The organism is Thiohalobacter sp. (assembly GCF_027000115.1).
Taxonomy (GTDB): Bacteria; Pseudomonadota; Gammaproteobacteria; order Thiohalobacterales; family Thiohalobacteraceae; genus JALTON01.
In genome coordinates, this window is the sequence record NZ_JALTON010000039.1 from 91,675 (window position 1) to 104,900 (window position 13,226).

Here is a 13,226-nt window from a genome sequence, read left to right on the forward strand (position 1 = left end):
CCGTGGTGGTAGCGAAAGTCACGGCCTGCCGGCGTGCAGACGCCCCGCGAGCGTCGCGCCTGCCATCGTTTGAGGAAAGTATAGCCTGCATCTTGCCGCAAGGGCCGCGGATGATGACGGATTTGCCGCGGAAAGCGGGCGGTCGCAAAGCGACTCCGGACCATGGCGGAGAAAGCCGCTTCATCGCCCGCCAGCACAACGACTTACCCGACGCCCGCCTCCGGGTTGAAGCAACATGCAAGCCAGGCGGCGGGCACAGATACCTCGCCCCGGATCTCCGGGACACGCAACATACTGACGATGGGTGGAAACCGTGTCGATGGACGGCCCGGACGGGCCGCCACCGATCAGACCTTGATGTAGGACCAGCCCTCGCGCAGGCGCTGAATCACGTGCTCGACGGCGGTGGAATCGGTATGGGTGCCGTTGATCAACAGCGCCTTCTGACCCCGTTCCTGCACCCGCTTCACGGCATTGCTGCAGGCGATGAAGGTGAGATTGTCGTACTCGTTCATCATGCGCGCGACCCGGGCCGCATAGGGGGAAACATCCACTCGCAGCATGTCCAGGCCGCCGGCATTGGCCAGCACCTCGACCTTGATGCCCTGCTCCCGATACTGTCGCAACAGCTTCTCGGCGTCGTCGAGAACGGTCTCGAACTTGCCGGGATCCGCCTCGGCGATATGCAGTACCACCCGGTACCGACTGGCCACCACGTCCTGCAGCACCACGCTGTTGACGCCAGCCTCCGGGACCGGGCGCAGGTGCCAGCCGGCGAAGAAACTGACCGCCAGGAAGACCAGCCCCGCGGCGACGCCGCCCAGTCGCACCCGCCGCCGCGGCCGTTCGCCGCCATGTCGGGGCGGATGTGCCTCCCCGAAGGCGAGATGCATCCATTCCTTGGTGCGGCGAAGCTCGCAGACCTGCTCGCGCAACCGGGGATCGGCCTCCATCGCCGCCAGCAGGCGCTCGCGGCCATGCGTATCCAACTGGCCGTCGACGAAGGCGTGCAGCTCGTCGTCACTGAAGGCAGGGGTCCTGTTGATCCTGTTCATCACAACTGCTTATACCACTCCATACAGGCTAGCGCACGCGCCGCAGGCGGGCGGGTTCGGCCGCCCCTTCCTCTTCGGCCAGGCCTTCGGGCCGGGGCCGGATGGCCCTGAGCGAGCGCTGCAGGGCCTTGCGCGCACGGTTCAGACGGCTCATTACGGTGCCGATCGGTATTTCAAGAATTTCCGCGACTTCGGCGTAGGTCAAGCCCTCCAGATCGACCAGCGTGACGACCTCGCGCTGTCCCACCGGCAGGCGAGCGACGGCGGCACGCACCCGTTCCACGATCTCGATGCGGCTGGTCAGGCCCTCGACGCTCGGCCCGCCCGGCATCTGTTCCTCGTCGAGCTGGCAGCTTGGACGCTGGCGACGCAGATACTGGCGCCAGCAGTTGTGCAGCACCGAGTACATCCAGGCATGGAGGCGGTCGGGATCGCGCAACTGATGGCTCTTCTGCAACGCCAGCGCCATGGCCTCCTGGACCAGATCGTCCGCGACCATTTCGTCTCCACACCAGGCAAAAGCCACCTTGTACAGGCGGCCACGGCTGCGGGCAATGCGGTCGCGCAGCGTCAGCGCCGCACAGAGTCGGGTTACCAGTTTCATCCTGTCCGTGTAGATGCACCCTGCGCCCGTTTTATTTCCTCTATTTCGAACCTGCGACACCAAACTCGTCCGGGCCATGCCCCGGCGGAATAAAACCACCCGCCAGGTTCTCTATGGGGCCAGGCAGACGACACGCCGTCCGCCTGGCAATCAGAGAACCCGAACGAGGAGGATGTTCATGTCCGATCACAAGCAGTGGTGGCACTGGCTGTGGGCCCTGTGTCTGGCCCTCGGCCTTGCCGGCAACACACTGGCCGCCGAAAACCCCAAGCCCTTCGCTGAAAAACGCATTGTGCTGCAGATCAGCGATCCCGATCCCTTCAAGCAGACGCTGGTCCTCAACGTGGCCAGCAACCTGGTCAAGTACTACGGACCGGACAAAGTGGACATCGAGATCGTCGCCTTCGGGCCCGGGCTGCGCCTGCTGCTGGCCGAGAACGCCAACGCCGGTCGCATCGACTCGCTCGCCGAAGGCGCCGGTGTGCGCTTTTCCGCCTGTGACAACACCTTTGCCAAGTACACCAAGGCACTGGGCCGGGAACCGGCCCTGAACCCGCGTGCACGGCATGTCAAGGCCGGGGTCGTGCGCATCATCGAATTGATGAAGCAGGGCTACCACCTGATCAAGCCCTGATTCGGGTGACCTCCACACAGAACAGCTACACTGCAGCGAAGGAGCATTCCATGAAATCACTCAACACCGCGATCAAGATGTGCCTGGCGACCGCCGCGCTGGCCAGCGCGCCGGGTCACGCCGCCAACTGGCTGATGCTTCAGGGCACCGAGCCAGCCGGCTCCGCCGCCCGCGCCAAGCTCTGGGGCTTTGTCCAGGCCCAGTACCAGAAGGACTTTTCGGAGCCCTTTGTCAATGCCGGCACGGAGGTCTACATTCCGCCCAAGCTGATCGGTCCCAACCTCGACGACCAGTCCCAGTTCAATGTCAACCGGGCGCGTATCGGCGTACGCGGCACGGGCTTCCCGCTGGACAGCAACGTCAACTACTTCGTGCTCGTGGAAATGGGCAACAACGCCATCACCAACGGTGCCAATTCCTTTGCCCATCTGACCGATGCCAGCATCACCCTGAATCACATCGAGGGGGCGCGTGTCCGCGCCGGCCTGTTCAAGTATCCGGGCTCCGAAGAGGGCCTGCAGGCCATTCACGTATTCGACTACATCAATTTCACCAATGTGACCAACCAGTTGCTTCTCGAGCGTTTTCCGGATGCATCGGACACCAACCAGGCAGCGACGCCCACGCCCAACGCCGACATGAACCAGATCTCCAATCCGGTCGGTGCCTTCCGTGATGTCGGCGTGCAGGTCTTCGACACCTTCAGGAACGGGGAGTGGGAGCACAGCTACGCGCTGATGTATGGCAACGGCAATGGCCTGAACTTCGGCGACGGCAACGGCAACGGCAAGGGCAACCTCTACGCCTACTGGGCCTCGGAGAAGGTGTTCGGCGGCAAGGGTGGCCGGCGCGAGGGCTGGAAGACCTTTGCCTGGTGGCAAAAGGGCAAACGCGTGAACGCCTACGACACCAGCCAGGAGCAGAACCGCACCCGCTGGGGCGCAGGCACCAAGTATCTGAAGAAGCCCTGGCGCGTGACCGCCGAGTACATGAAGGGCAAGGGCATGATCTTCCAGGGACCGCACCGCCCGCAGCATCTGTTCAACGATCTCGAGGCGAGCGGCTGGTATGTCGAGGGCGGCTGGTACATCCCGCAGACCGCCTGGGAAATCGACCTGCGCTATGACTACTACAAGCGCGACGAGAACCATCCCACCTCGGCCGCAGGCGACCAGACGGAGTTCAAGACCTGGACCATCGGCGCCCAGTACCACTTCAACAAGAAGACCCGGGTGAACATCGAGTACGCCGCGCGCGACAACAGCTCCGACACCACGGCCATCGACAACCAGAACAAGGACGTGAAGGGGCGCCTTGCCATCCAGCTCACCGCGATCTTCTGAGCCAGACGCCCCGAAGGCGCGAAGGCCCCGCCATGGCGGGGCCTTTTCTTTCAGTGGACAACCCGAAAGCAGGTGACTATTCCTCCTCGGCACCCTGCTGTTCCCGCTGTTGCCGCAGCAGTTCGGTCTCGCGGCTCATGATGTGCGCACAGAGCAGGTCGCGATCGGTTTCGCGAATACACTCGTATTCCACGGCAACCTGCCACGGATGGTCGGGATGACCGGTGGCGGCACGCTCGCAGTACACCACCCGCGCTGCCGCCAGCACGCCGATCATTTCCGGCAACAGGGCGAAACGCAGTTCGAGCAGGGCGCCAGGCTCGATCTCGCTGCGGGCCGGAAACACCATGCCACCGGCACTGAGGTTGACCCGCAGAGCGGACTCCACGCCCAGCGCCATTTCCTCCATGACGAACAGCCGCGCCAACTGGTTCAGCTTCTGGTCCATGATGCGAAGGTAGCGCGCCAGCTCCGGAGAGCGGGCCGAGAAACCGTGCAGGATGCGGTTCATGGCGCGCGAATGGGTGGCGAAATTGGCCGCCACCGTGAAACGGTCGGGGATGCGGTCGGCCAACCGCAGGCGCAGGGGCTCAAGCTCCGCCTCGCCGATCGGACGATGCTCCAGCAGCACCTGGTCCTCGATACGGAAATACTCGCGGCGCTCCTCTTCGGTCGGCCGGATCTGCCGGTCACTCATCCTTGTTGCCCTCCGAGGCCCGGGGTTGCCCGCCCGCATGCCCGTCGGCAGCCTCGGGGGATGCCCGCTCGGCCACCTCGCTGGCGGCGATCTGGCCCGAGGCCACGAGATCGTCACCCTGTTCCAGAATGATCTCCACCCGGCGGTTACGAGCACGGTTCTCGGGACTGTCGTTCGGCACCACAGGCTGGGTATCGCCATGCCCCTCGATGGCGACGCGGGCGGCCTCGATGCCCGCCTCGTCGATCAACTCGTGCACCACCGAGACGGCGCGCGAGGACGACAGCTCCCAGTTGGAACGATAACGCTCGGTGAAGATGGGCAGGTCATCGGTGTGGCCGGCCACCACGATGTTCCCTTCCACACCCTTCAGAATCCTGCCGACCCGGACGAGCACCGGCCGGAAGGATTCGCGCAGATAGGAACTGGCCGGACCGAACAGGGCCTTGTCGCGGATGCGGATGAGAATGCGCTGGTCGGTGGTCTCGACATCCACCGTACCCTTGTCGATCTCCCTGGCCAATGCGGCACGGATCTCGCGGGCGGCATTCTGCAGCTTTTCCCTGCGCGCCTCGGCGGCCTGTTTCGCCTTGAGCATCTCCATCGCATCCGCCTTGGGCACCACCACCAGTTCCTCCTGGGTGGTCGCCATCTGCCCCTGCTCCTTCAGCGCGCCCTTTTCGTTGCCGTCGTGACCGGATTCATTCTTCGGCCCGCCACCCTTGCGCCCCTTCTCGCCTTCGTTGCGCTTGCGCTTCTTGTCACCGGTATCCAGATACATCTTCATGGTATCGGTGGTCATCTGCTCGACGATATTGAAGGGCGTGGGATCGGGGCGTCCGGCGCTGAATTCCTGGGCGATGATGTTGATACCCTTCGGCGGCTCCTTGACCTTGTGCTTGCGCTGGACGCCAAAGGCTTCACGCATGGAACCGGCGATCTGCTTGTACTTGGCCACGTCCATCTCGGAGAAGGACAACAGCAGCACAAAGAAGCACATCAGCAACGACATCAGATCCGCGAAGGTCATGACCCAGGCGGGTGCGCCGGCATCCTGTTTCTTCTCGGGTGGTGCTTCGTCGTCCATCGGCATGCGCGCCAGGCCGGAACCTCAGCCTCAGGCGGCCTCCTCGTTCAGACTGTCGCGCTTGCTCGGCGGCAGGTAGGTCTTGAGCAACTCTTCCATGACGCGCGGATTGATGCCTTCCTGGATGCCGTTGATGGCCTCCAGGATCAGGTTCTTGTTCAGCCGTTCCTCCATGGTACGGTGCGCCAGCTTGTCCGCGATGGGCAGGGCAAAGGCGTTGGCAATGATGGCTCCGTAGAGGGTGGTCAGCAGGGCCACGGCCATGGCAGGGCCGATCTTCTTGGGATCGTCCATGGACGAGAGCATCTGTACCAGGCCGATCAGCGTGCCGATCATGCCCATGGCCGGCGCCATGTCGCCCAGGGCCTTGAAGATGGCCTGGCCGCGCTCGTGGCGCTCGATGGTGAGATTGATGTCCTTGGTGAGCATGCTGCGCACGAACTCGGGCTCGTGCCCGTCGACGCAGAACTGGATGCCGCGCTTGAGGAACTCGTTGCTAATCTCCTGGTTCTCCAGCCCGAGCACGCCCTCCTTGCGGGCGACATTGGCCAGCGCGACACCCTCGCGGATCAGGTCATCGGGGTTCTCGGCCTTGTGGAAGAAGGCCTTGAGTGCGACCTTGAAGGCGCTCAGGAAATGGCTCAACGGAAACTTGATCAGCACCGCCATGATGGTGCCGCCGATCACGATCAGCAGCGAGGGGACGTTGATGAAGACCAGGGCGCTGCCACCAATGACAATGGCGCCGACAATGATACCGAAGGCACCAATGAGGCCGATGAGTGTTGCCAGATCCACCGTGGTTTGCTCCGAGGGGTTACGGTTGTCCGTTTCCGGGCCGGTCGGGGTTTCGGGGCGCCGGCGCCTTGCTTCATAAGGATGTATCGCTCGGCAAGCAGGAATCTTGAGTGTCGGCGCAACCTCAGGCATGGTGGGGACATGGCTGCCGGCGCCCCCGGCAAAATGGTCTCAAGAGATTGATCATGAAGAAGAAACAGAGCAGCAGCAAAGCCCCGCAGAATGGCGTGCACGCCCCGCGCCTGAAGCTGCGCCGGGTGGGCATCGACACCTACCGCGAGAACGTGGCCTACCTCCACCGCGACTGCGCTCTGTACCGGGCCGAGGGCTTCCAGGCCCTGTCCAAGATCGAGATCACCGCCGACGGTGGCCGGATTCTGGCGGTGCTGAACGTGGTCGACGATCCCGGCCTGGTGGCCATCGACGAGCTGGGCCTGTCCGAGCCGGCCTTCGAGCAGTTCGGTCACACCGAGGGCACGCGGGTGCGTGTCGCCCATGCCGAGCCGCCGGTGTCCATGGACGCCGTGCGCCGCAAGATGGCCGGCGAGCGCCTGGGCCGGGAGGACTTCCTGGCCATTGCCCGGGACATCGCCGACAACCGCTATTCCAAGATGGAAATGGCCGCCTTCCTGGTCGCCTCCGGCCAGACCGGGCTGGACCGGGACGAGATCCTCTGGCTTACGGAGTCCATGGTCACCACCGGCGACCGGCTGGACTGGGAGGAACCGCTGGTCGCGGACAAGCACTGCATCGGCGGCATCCCGGGCAACCGGACCTCGATGCTGGTGGTGCCCATCGTCGCCGCCCACGGCATGCTGATCCCCAAGACCTCCAGCCGCGCCATCACCTCGCCCGCGGGCACCGCCGACACCATGGAAGTGCTGGCGAACGTGGAGCTGGACCCGGATGCACTGCGCCACCTGGTGCGGGTGCACCGGGGCTGCCTGGCCTGGGGCGGCACGGCGCGACTGGCCCCGGTCGATGACATCCTGATCTCGGTGGAACGGCCGCTGGGCATCGATTCCCAGGGCCAGATGGTCGCTTCCATCCTGTCCAAGAAGGTCGCGGCCGGCTCCACCCATCTGCTCATCGACATCCCGGTCGGTCCGACCGCCAAGGTCCGGCACATGCGCCAGGCGCTGGCCCTGCGCAAGCTGTTCGAGTTCGTGGGCGATCACATCGGCCTGCACCTGGAGGTGGTCATCACCGATGGCCGCCAGCCGGTGGGGCGCGGCATCGGCCCGGTGCTGGAGGCCCGCGACGTGATGCAGGTGCTGGAGAACGACCCCGACGCACCCGCCGACCTGCGCCAGAAGGCGCTGCGGCTGGCCGGTCGGGTGCTGGAGTTCGACCCGGACGTGCGCGGTGGCCAGGGCTATGCCATCGCCCGTGACATCCTCGAGTCCGGCCGCGCGCTGGACAAGATGCGCGCCATCATCGAGGCCCAGGGCCGGCAGCCGCACCCGCCGCGCCCCGGACGGCTGCAGTTCGAGATCACTGCCCCCGCGGACGGCTACGTCACCGCCATCGACAACTACCAGCTGGCCCGCGTCGCTCGACTCGCCGGCGCCCCGATGGAAAAGGGGGCGGGGGTGGATCTGCTGAAGAAGGTCGGCGATCCCGTGCACCGGGGCGAACCCTTGTACCGGGTCCATGCCGAGATCCGGGCCGACTTCGAGTTCGCCCGCAGCCACTGCCGGCGCGACAGCGGCTATACGGTGGCAGCCGACATGCCGGAGGACTGGGAGCGCCGCGGGGACTTCCCGGCATGACGGCACTGCTGCTGGGCTTTCCCGAATACGCCGCGCAGGCACGGGCACTGGCCCAGGCGGCCGGGCTGGCGCATGGCGAGATCGACATCCACCATTTTCCCGATGGCGAGAGCCGGGTGCGGCTGCCGCCGGCGCTGCCGGACCGGGTGGTGCTGGTGCGCAGTCTCAACGCCCCCAATGACAAGCTGGTGGAGCTGCTGCTGGCCGCGGCCACGGCCCGCGAGCTGGGCGCCCGCCACCTCACCCTGGTCGCGCCCTATCTCTGCTACATGCGCCAGGACACGGCCTTTCACGCCGGCGAGGCGGTGAGCCAGCGCATCGTCGGGCGCTGGCTCGCAGAACACTTCGATCGTCTGGTGACGGTCGACCCGCATCTCCACCGCACCCCCGAGCTGGGCGCGGCGGTACCTGTGACCCAGCCGGTGCGGCTGAGCGCCGCGGCCCTGATCGGGAGGGCGGCGGCGGAAAACTACGCCGAGCCGGTGCTGCTCGGTCCGGATGCCGAATCGGCGCAGTGGGTGTCCGAGGCCGCCGCGGCGGCGGGCAGCGAATGGGGCGTGGCCACCAAGGTGCGCCGCGGCGACCGCGAGGTGGCGATCAGGCTGCCGGAGCGGTCCTGGCAGGGGCGCACGGTGGTGCTGGTGGACGACGTGGCCGCCAGCGGCATGACCCTGGCACGGACCGCCGAGGCCCTGCACGCCGCGGGCGCGACGCAGGTCCATGCCATGGTCACCCACGCCCTGTTCGATGCCGAGACCGAACGGCTGCTGCACGAGGCCGGCATCGCCGACATCGCCAGCACCGACAGCGTGCCCCACCCCAGCAACCGGCTGTCGCTGGCGCCGCTGCTGGCACCGGCGGTGACCGCCTGATGCTGTCGCCCCTGTACCTGCTGCTGGTGCTGGTCGGCCTCGGGCTGGCCCTGTTCCTGCTGCAGATCGGGCTGCTGGGACTCGCCTTCGAGAAGCTCGGGCTGTCGCCTGCCTCCGGCTTCACCCTGTTCCTGCTGTCGCTGTTCGGCAGCCTGATCAATATCCCCATCCGCCGGTTCACGGCCGAGGCGCCGCCGCCCGAGGCGGCCGTGCCGGTGGCGCTGCGCGGCCTGCTGCGCCAGATCCGCCGCGAATTCACCGGCGAGACGGTGCTGGCCGTGAACTTCGGCGGCTGCGTGGTGCCGACACTGTTCTCCCTGCACCTGATGCGCCGGCACGACCTGCCGCTGTTCGACGTGCTGGCCGCAGTGGGCCTGGTGAGCGGCATCGCCTACGGCTTCAGCCGACCCGTCCCCGGGCTGGGGATCGCCATGCCCATGTTCGTGGCCCCGGTGGCGGCGGCCCTGGCAGCCCTGCTCATCAACCCGGATCAGGCCCCGGCGCTGGCCTACATGAGCGGCACCCTGGGGGTACTGATCGGCGCCGACCTGCTGCATCTGCGCGAGATCCCCCGCCTCGGTGCCCCGGTCGCCTCCATCGGCGGCGCCGGCACCTTCGACGGCATCTTCATGGCCGGCATTGTTGCCGTGCTGCTGGCCTAGCCCGCCTTGCTATCATGCCCTCCCCATGACCGACGCATCCCGCACCCTGCTGATCACCGGCTGCTCCAGCGGCATCGGCCACCACTGCGCCCATGCGCTCAAGGCACGCGGCTGGCGCGTGTTCGCCACGGCCCGCCGTGCCGAGGACGTGGCCAGGCTGCGCGAGGAGGGGCTGGAGTCGCTGCCGCTGGACATCGCCGACCCGGTTTCCATCCGCGCCGCAGTGGCAGAGATCCTGGCCCGCTGCAATGGCCGCCTCGACGGCCTGTTCAACAATGCCGGCTTCGGCCTGCCGGGCGCGGTGGAGGACCTGTCCCGCGCCGCCTTGCGCGAGCAGTTCGAGACCAATGTCATGGGCACGCTGGAGGTCACCAACGCCGTGCTGCCCGCCATGCGCCGTGCCGGACAGGGCCGCATCCTGGTCAACAGCTCGGTGCTGGGCTTCATCTCCCTGCCCTACCGCGGTGCCTACAACGCCAGCAAATACGCCCTGGAAGCCCTGTTCGACGCCCTGCGGCTGGAGCTGGCGGATACCGGCATCCGGGTATCCCTCATCGAACCCGGCCCCATCCGTTCCCGCTTCCGTGACAACGCCCATGCCGCCTTCCGCCGTCACATCGACCCGCAACAGAGTCGCCATCGGGCCGTCTACGAGGGCATGATCCGGCGCCTCGAGCGGCCAGGACCGGCGGCCCCCTTCACCCTCGGCCCGGAGGCCGTGACCGAACGGGTGATCCATGCCCTGGAGAACCGCCACCCCCGCCCCCGCTACTTCGTCACCTTCCCCACCTGGCTGTTCGCCGGCCTGCGCAGGGTGCTGACCACGCGCATGCTGGACCGGGTGCTGCTGGCGGTGTCGCGGCGGGAGAATCGCTGAGGCGGCGAGCCCGCATATTGCACCAGGGGCTGCGGATGATGGCGGACCCTTCCGGCCGGCTGGGCAGGTGCTTCAGAAAAAACCGGCGACCACGCCGGAGTTTTCCGGTTCGTGCGGGGCACCATTCTCCGGACGCGAGGGGGCGCAATCGGCTCGCGGACCGGGCATAGAGGTAGACCCAGGCGGTCACTTCGACCAGCCCCTCGACCTGAACGGCGCGCAGCACGCGCCGGAACTCCGGATTCGGAAAACCCGGCCCGGCCTGCTCGTAGCGATCCAGTTTCGCCAGCACGGCCCGCGGTCTGTCCAGCGCCAGCAGTTCGCCCCACACGCGCGCATCCGGCGCCTCGGCATCCACCAGGGCGGGATACCCGGGCAGCGCGTACAGCCGCCCCGCGATCCAGGCCCGGCCCAGCGAACGGGATCGCCGCGCCAGCCAGCGCGCCATGGGATGCGGATTGCCGGGGCGCAGGCTGCCGTAGACGAACAGATAGGGCAGGATCCGATGCCGGCTCATGTCTCGATCGCCACCAGTGGCACCCGCAGTTCCGCCTCGGTCAGCCCGCCATGGATACCGGCAAAGAAGAAAGCGTCCTCGCCGGGCAGCGGATCGCGGATGACCCGGTTGTCTTTCATCAGCAACAGATAGTCACCGATACGGTCCGCCAACGCCGGATGCGGAACACCGCGACCGAACCAGCCGGCCTCGATGATTTCTTGAGCGGGATACAGTTCGCACCAGTCGCCCAGCTCTTGCGCGACCAGGCGCTCGAAGGCCACCGCCTGCCCGGCGCGCACATGGGCACAGGCCACGCGCGGTTCGCCGCTGAGCGGCAGCGCCAGCAGCCGGCGCAGTTCCGGGCAGGCATCCAGAGACAGGTGACGCTCCGGGGCCGTATCGATGAAACCATGGTCGGCGGTGACCAGCAGCAGGCTACCGCTGCCGGCCAGCGCGCCCGCCAGCGCGGCAAGCCCTGCATCCAGCTCCGCGAACAGCATCCGGGTCTCGGCATGGCCCGTGCCATGGCGGTGGGCACAGGCGTCGAGGCCGGCCCAGTAGGCGTGCACGTAGCGTGGCGGCGGCTCGGCTCGCGCCAGATCGAGCAGGCGCTCGAACAGGCCGGGCAGATCGCGGTAACCGACACGCGGCGTGGCACCCGCCAGCGCCCGGCTGTAGGCCGAATCGACGATCGCGGACTCGCTGACCCAGGCCCGCTCGACTGCCAGCCGCGCATGCAGCGAAGGCGCACCGATCACGGCCTCGGGTGGCAAGGCCGGCACCGCGTCACGCTCACCCCCGCGCACCCGGTAGGGCAGAATCACGCTGGTCAGCCCCAGCTCGCGCAGCCAGACGAACCAGCCGGTGATGGCATGCTGCTGCGGTCCGACGCCGGTGGCCAGACTGGTCACGGCCGTGGCCGTGGTGGTCGGAAACACCGAGGTCAGGCCACCGATGGCATGACGGGCGAGAAAGCTGTCCGGGTGCCGGTCGAGAAAGACACTGCCCAGGCCGTCGACCACCAGCAGTATCACCTGGCGCGCCGCGGCAACCCGCGCGGGCGGCAGCAGTTCCGCGGGCGGATAGTCCGCGTGCGGCGGCAGACCCAGGCCCTGGCCGATCGACTGGACCAGATTGACCAGGCTGCCGGAAGCGTAATCGGGCAGAAGCATGATGGCAGTCTACGCCCTGCCGACGCCCGCGAGCGAATCCGCCGACGCCAGCCCGCATGCTGCCGGCGAAGACAGCAACCGGCACGGGCTCAGGGGGAAAGGAAATACCGCGCCTGTCAGGAGCGGGGCACTTCCACTGCGGACTTGAGCAGCTTCTCGATCTCGGGATTGGATTCGACGGCACCGCCGGCCTCGACCTCTTCTTCCGTCGCATCACGAACGGTGCAGATCTCGAGGCGGAAGATCAGGTCACGACCGCAGAGGGGATGATTGCCGTCGAAGGTCACGATACCACCCTGGTTGCGGGTGACAATGAACTTGCGGGTATCGCCCTTTTCGTTCTCCGCGACGATGGTGGTGCCGACTTCGCGATAGGCCTTGGGCACGTTTTCCACGCGATCGGAAAATACCAGACTCTCGTCGCGGGGGCCGAAGATGGCCTTGCCGTCGATGGGCACTTCCACCACATCGCCGGCCTTGTGCCCTTCGAGGACATCCATGACATCCTCGGCAAGGATGTCGTTCACCCCGTGGACATAGCCGATAGGATAGTCGACCCGGGTCAGTGCGCTGCCCGTCTTCTGGTCGAGGACCTGATACTTCAGCTCGACGTACTTGCCATCGGCGATTTTCTCGCTTGGGTTATCCATTCATTCCACTCAGAACAGGGTCGCGCCGAAGATCTTGGGTTCGCCGTCCTCGAAGCCGAGGACCAGGCGGCCCAGCCACTCGCCGTCGGACTTCTTGCTGAACTGACGGTACAGCACGGTCACGTAGTCACCACGACGAATGATACCCAGATAGTCGCGTCGTTCCGCCAGGTTGCGCGCCAGCTCACTGCGCGCAAACTGCTTGCCGACTTCCATTTCGTTCGCGGCCTCACGAAAGGCCTTCGAAAAATTCTTTATGAACTTCAAGTAGTTGGCGTTGTTCGAATACTTCACCAACTCGTCCCACCAGGGATCCGCGATAGCGAGGATCTCCTCGTCGGACAGCTCGGTAATGCGAACGGAACCGGTATCCGCTGTCGTTTCGGACGGCATGGGTTCTCTCACTCCTCGGACTTTCCCGGAAAGATGCCGAGGCCCGGGAGGCCTCGGACTGGAATCTGGATCGGTGCTCCGAAGGACCCGGACCTCACGGGCCGAGGCGGG

15 protein-coding genes are annotated in these 13,226 nt (G+C 66.3%); 6 read left to right on the top strand and 9 right to left on the bottom strand.

Annotated features, from left to right (window positions below; all coding sequences use genetic code 11):
* Window positions 1-347 precede the first annotated feature (347 nt).
* On the bottom strand, window positions 348-1,055 hold the full coding sequence (locus MVF76_RS06815) for a hypothetical protein (protein WP_297528047.1): 708 nt from the start codon (window positions 1,053-1,055) through the stop codon (window positions 348-350).
* Between the two features lie 28 nt (window positions 1,056-1,083).
* Window positions 1,084-1,659 (bottom strand): RNA polymerase sigma factor, encoded by a 576-nt coding sequence (locus MVF76_RS06820; protein ID WP_297528048.1) that lies wholly within the window; start codon window positions 1,657-1,659, stop codon window positions 1,084-1,086.
* A 178-nt stretch (window positions 1,660-1,837) separates the two neighbouring features.
* On the opposite strand from MVF76_RS06820, the gene MVF76_RS06825 reads away from it, so the two are divergent.
* Window positions 1,838-2,293: a DsrE family protein gene (locus MVF76_RS06825; protein ID WP_297528049.1), complete on the top strand. Its 456-nt coding sequence runs from the start codon at window positions 1,838-1,840 to the stop codon at window positions 2,291-2,293.
* 50 nt (window positions 2,294-2,343) lie between these two features.
* A complete protein-coding gene (locus tag MVF76_RS06830) occupies window positions 2,344-3,636 on the top strand; it encodes a porin (RefSeq protein ID WP_297528050.1) in 1,293 nt (430 codons plus the stop codon).
* Between the two features lie 76 nt (window positions 3,637-3,712).
* Here the strand turns inward: MVF76_RS06830 and MVF76_RS06835 are convergent, their stop codons facing one another.
* From MVF76_RS06835 to pomA, 3 genes are read right to left on the bottom strand one after another with little or no spacing between them, the layout of a single operon-like run.
* Window positions 3,713-4,333, bottom strand: a complete 621-nt coding sequence (locus MVF76_RS06835; protein WP_297528051.1) for a PilZ domain-containing protein — start codon at window positions 4,331-4,333, stop codon at window positions 3,713-3,715.
* Window positions 4,326-5,420, bottom strand: coding sequence for a type VI secretion system protein TssL, long form (gene tssL, locus MVF76_RS06840; protein ID WP_297528052.1), 1,095 nt, complete (start codon window positions 5,418-5,420; stop codon window positions 4,326-4,328). Before tssL ends, MVF76_RS06835 begins: the two co-directional genes overlap by 8 nt.
* Window positions 5,421-5,450: 30 nt before the next feature.
* The gene (gene pomA / locus MVF76_RS06845) at window positions 5,451-6,218 is read right to left on the bottom strand and encodes a flagellar motor protein PomA (protein WP_297528053.1); all 768 of its coding nucleotides are present in this window, start codon (window positions 6,216-6,218) and stop codon (window positions 5,451-5,453) included.
* Between the two features lie 185 nt (window positions 6,219-6,403).
* Here pomA and MVF76_RS06850 point away from each other — a divergent pair, with 185 nt between their 5' ends.
* From MVF76_RS06850 to MVF76_RS06865, 4 genes are read left to right on the top strand one after another with little or no spacing between them, the layout of a single operon-like run.
* On the top strand, window positions 6,404-7,990 hold the full coding sequence (locus tag MVF76_RS06850) for a thymidine phosphorylase family protein (RefSeq protein WP_297528054.1): 1,587 nt from the start codon (window positions 6,404-6,406) through the stop codon (window positions 7,988-7,990).
* A complete protein-coding gene (locus MVF76_RS06855) occupies window positions 7,987-8,862 on the top strand; it encodes a ribose-phosphate diphosphokinase (protein WP_297528055.1) in 876 nt (291 codons plus the stop codon). The genes MVF76_RS06850 and MVF76_RS06855 overlap by 4 nt, the downstream gene beginning before the upstream one ends.
* Window positions 8,862-9,524, top strand: coding sequence for a DUF1614 domain-containing protein (locus tag MVF76_RS06860; protein WP_297528056.1), 663 nt, complete (start codon window positions 8,862-8,864; stop codon window positions 9,522-9,524). Before MVF76_RS06855 ends, MVF76_RS06860 begins: the two co-directional genes overlap by 1 nt.
* Window positions 9,525-9,549: 25 nt before the next feature.
* Complete coding sequence (locus tag MVF76_RS06865; protein ID WP_297528057.1) at window positions 9,550-10,401, top strand: SDR family NAD(P)-dependent oxidoreductase; 852 nt, start codon at window positions 9,550-9,552, stop codon at window positions 10,399-10,401.
* On the opposite strand, the gene MVF76_RS06870 is transcribed toward MVF76_RS06865, so the two are convergent.
* The 4 genes from MVF76_RS06870 to MVF76_RS06885 all read right to left on the bottom strand — a co-directional run bounded on the left by MVF76_RS06870 (window position 10,301) and on the right by MVF76_RS06885 (window position 13,115).
* On the bottom strand, window positions 10,301-10,918 hold the full coding sequence (locus tag MVF76_RS06870) for a gamma-glutamylcyclotransferase family protein (RefSeq protein ID WP_297528058.1): 618 nt from the start codon (window positions 10,916-10,918) through the stop codon (window positions 10,301-10,303). The genes MVF76_RS06865 and MVF76_RS06870 overlap by 101 nt on opposite strands.
* A complete protein-coding gene (locus MVF76_RS06875; RefSeq protein ID WP_297528059.1) occupies window positions 10,915-12,072 on the bottom strand; it encodes an alkaline phosphatase family protein in 1,158 nt (385 codons plus the stop codon). The genes MVF76_RS06870 and MVF76_RS06875 overlap by 4 nt, the downstream gene beginning before the upstream one ends.
* A gap of 116 nt (window positions 12,073-12,188) precedes the next feature.
* Window positions 12,189-12,722 (bottom strand): FKBP-type peptidyl-prolyl cis-trans isomerase, encoded by a 534-nt coding sequence (locus tag MVF76_RS06880; RefSeq protein ID WP_297528060.1) that lies wholly within the window; start codon window positions 12,720-12,722, stop codon window positions 12,189-12,191.
* 9 nt (window positions 12,723-12,731) lie between these two features.
* A complete protein-coding gene (locus MVF76_RS06885) occupies window positions 12,732-13,115 on the bottom strand; it encodes a hypothetical protein (protein ID WP_297528061.1) in 384 nt (127 codons plus the stop codon).
* Window positions 13,116-13,226 lie beyond the last annotated feature (111 nt).

Excerpts from the sequence above, each read along its gene's own strand:
- MVF76_RS06815 (WP_297528047.1), bottom strand. The coding sequence starts at position 1,055 with ATGAACAGGATCAACAGGACCCCTGCCTTCAGTGACGACGAGCTGCAC.
- MVF76_RS06820 (WP_297528048.1), bottom strand. The coding sequence starts at position 1,659 with ATGAAACTGGTAACCCGACTCTGTGCGGCGCTGACGCTGCGCGACCGC.
- MVF76_RS06825 (WP_297528049.1), top strand. The coding sequence starts at position 1,838 with ATGTCCGATCACAAGCAGTGGTGGCACTGGCTGTGGGCCCTGTGTCTG.
- MVF76_RS06830 (WP_297528050.1), top strand. The coding sequence starts at position 2,344 with ATGAAATCACTCAACACCGCGATCAAGATGTGCCTGGCGACCGCCGCG.
- MVF76_RS06835 (WP_297528051.1), bottom strand. The coding sequence starts at position 4,333 with ATGAGTGACCGGCAGATCCGGCCGACCGAAGAGGAGCGCCGCGAGTAT.
- tssL (WP_297528052.1), bottom strand. The coding sequence starts at position 5,420 with ATGGACGACGAAGCACCACCCGAGAAGAAACAGGATGCCGGCGCACCC.
- MVF76_RS06850 (WP_297528054.1), top strand. The coding sequence starts at position 6,404 with ATGAAGAAGAAACAGAGCAGCAGCAAAGCCCCGCAGAATGGCGTGCAC.
- MVF76_RS06855 (WP_297528055.1), top strand. The coding sequence starts at position 7,987 with ATGACGGCACTGCTGCTGGGCTTTCCCGAATACGCCGCGCAGGCACGG.
- MVF76_RS06860 (WP_297528056.1), top strand. The coding sequence starts at position 8,862 with ATGCTGTCGCCCCTGTACCTGCTGCTGGTGCTGGTCGGCCTCGGGCTG.
- MVF76_RS06865 (WP_297528057.1), top strand. The coding sequence starts at position 9,550 with ATGACCGACGCATCCCGCACCCTGCTGATCACCGGCTGCTCCAGCGGC.
- MVF76_RS06870 (WP_297528058.1), bottom strand. The coding sequence starts at position 10,918 with ATGAGCCGGCATCGGATCCTGCCCTATCTGTTCGTCTACGGCAGCCTG.
- MVF76_RS06875 (WP_297528059.1), bottom strand. The coding sequence starts at position 12,072 with ATGCTTCTGCCCGATTACGCTTCCGGCAGCCTGGTCAATCTGGTCCAG.
- MVF76_RS06880 (WP_297528060.1), bottom strand. The coding sequence starts at position 12,722 with ATGGATAACCCAAGCGAGAAAATCGCCGATGGCAAGTACGTCGAGCTG.
- MVF76_RS06885 (WP_297528061.1), bottom strand. The coding sequence starts at position 13,115 with ATGCCGTCCGAAACGACAGCGGATACCGGTTCCGTTCGCATTACCGAG.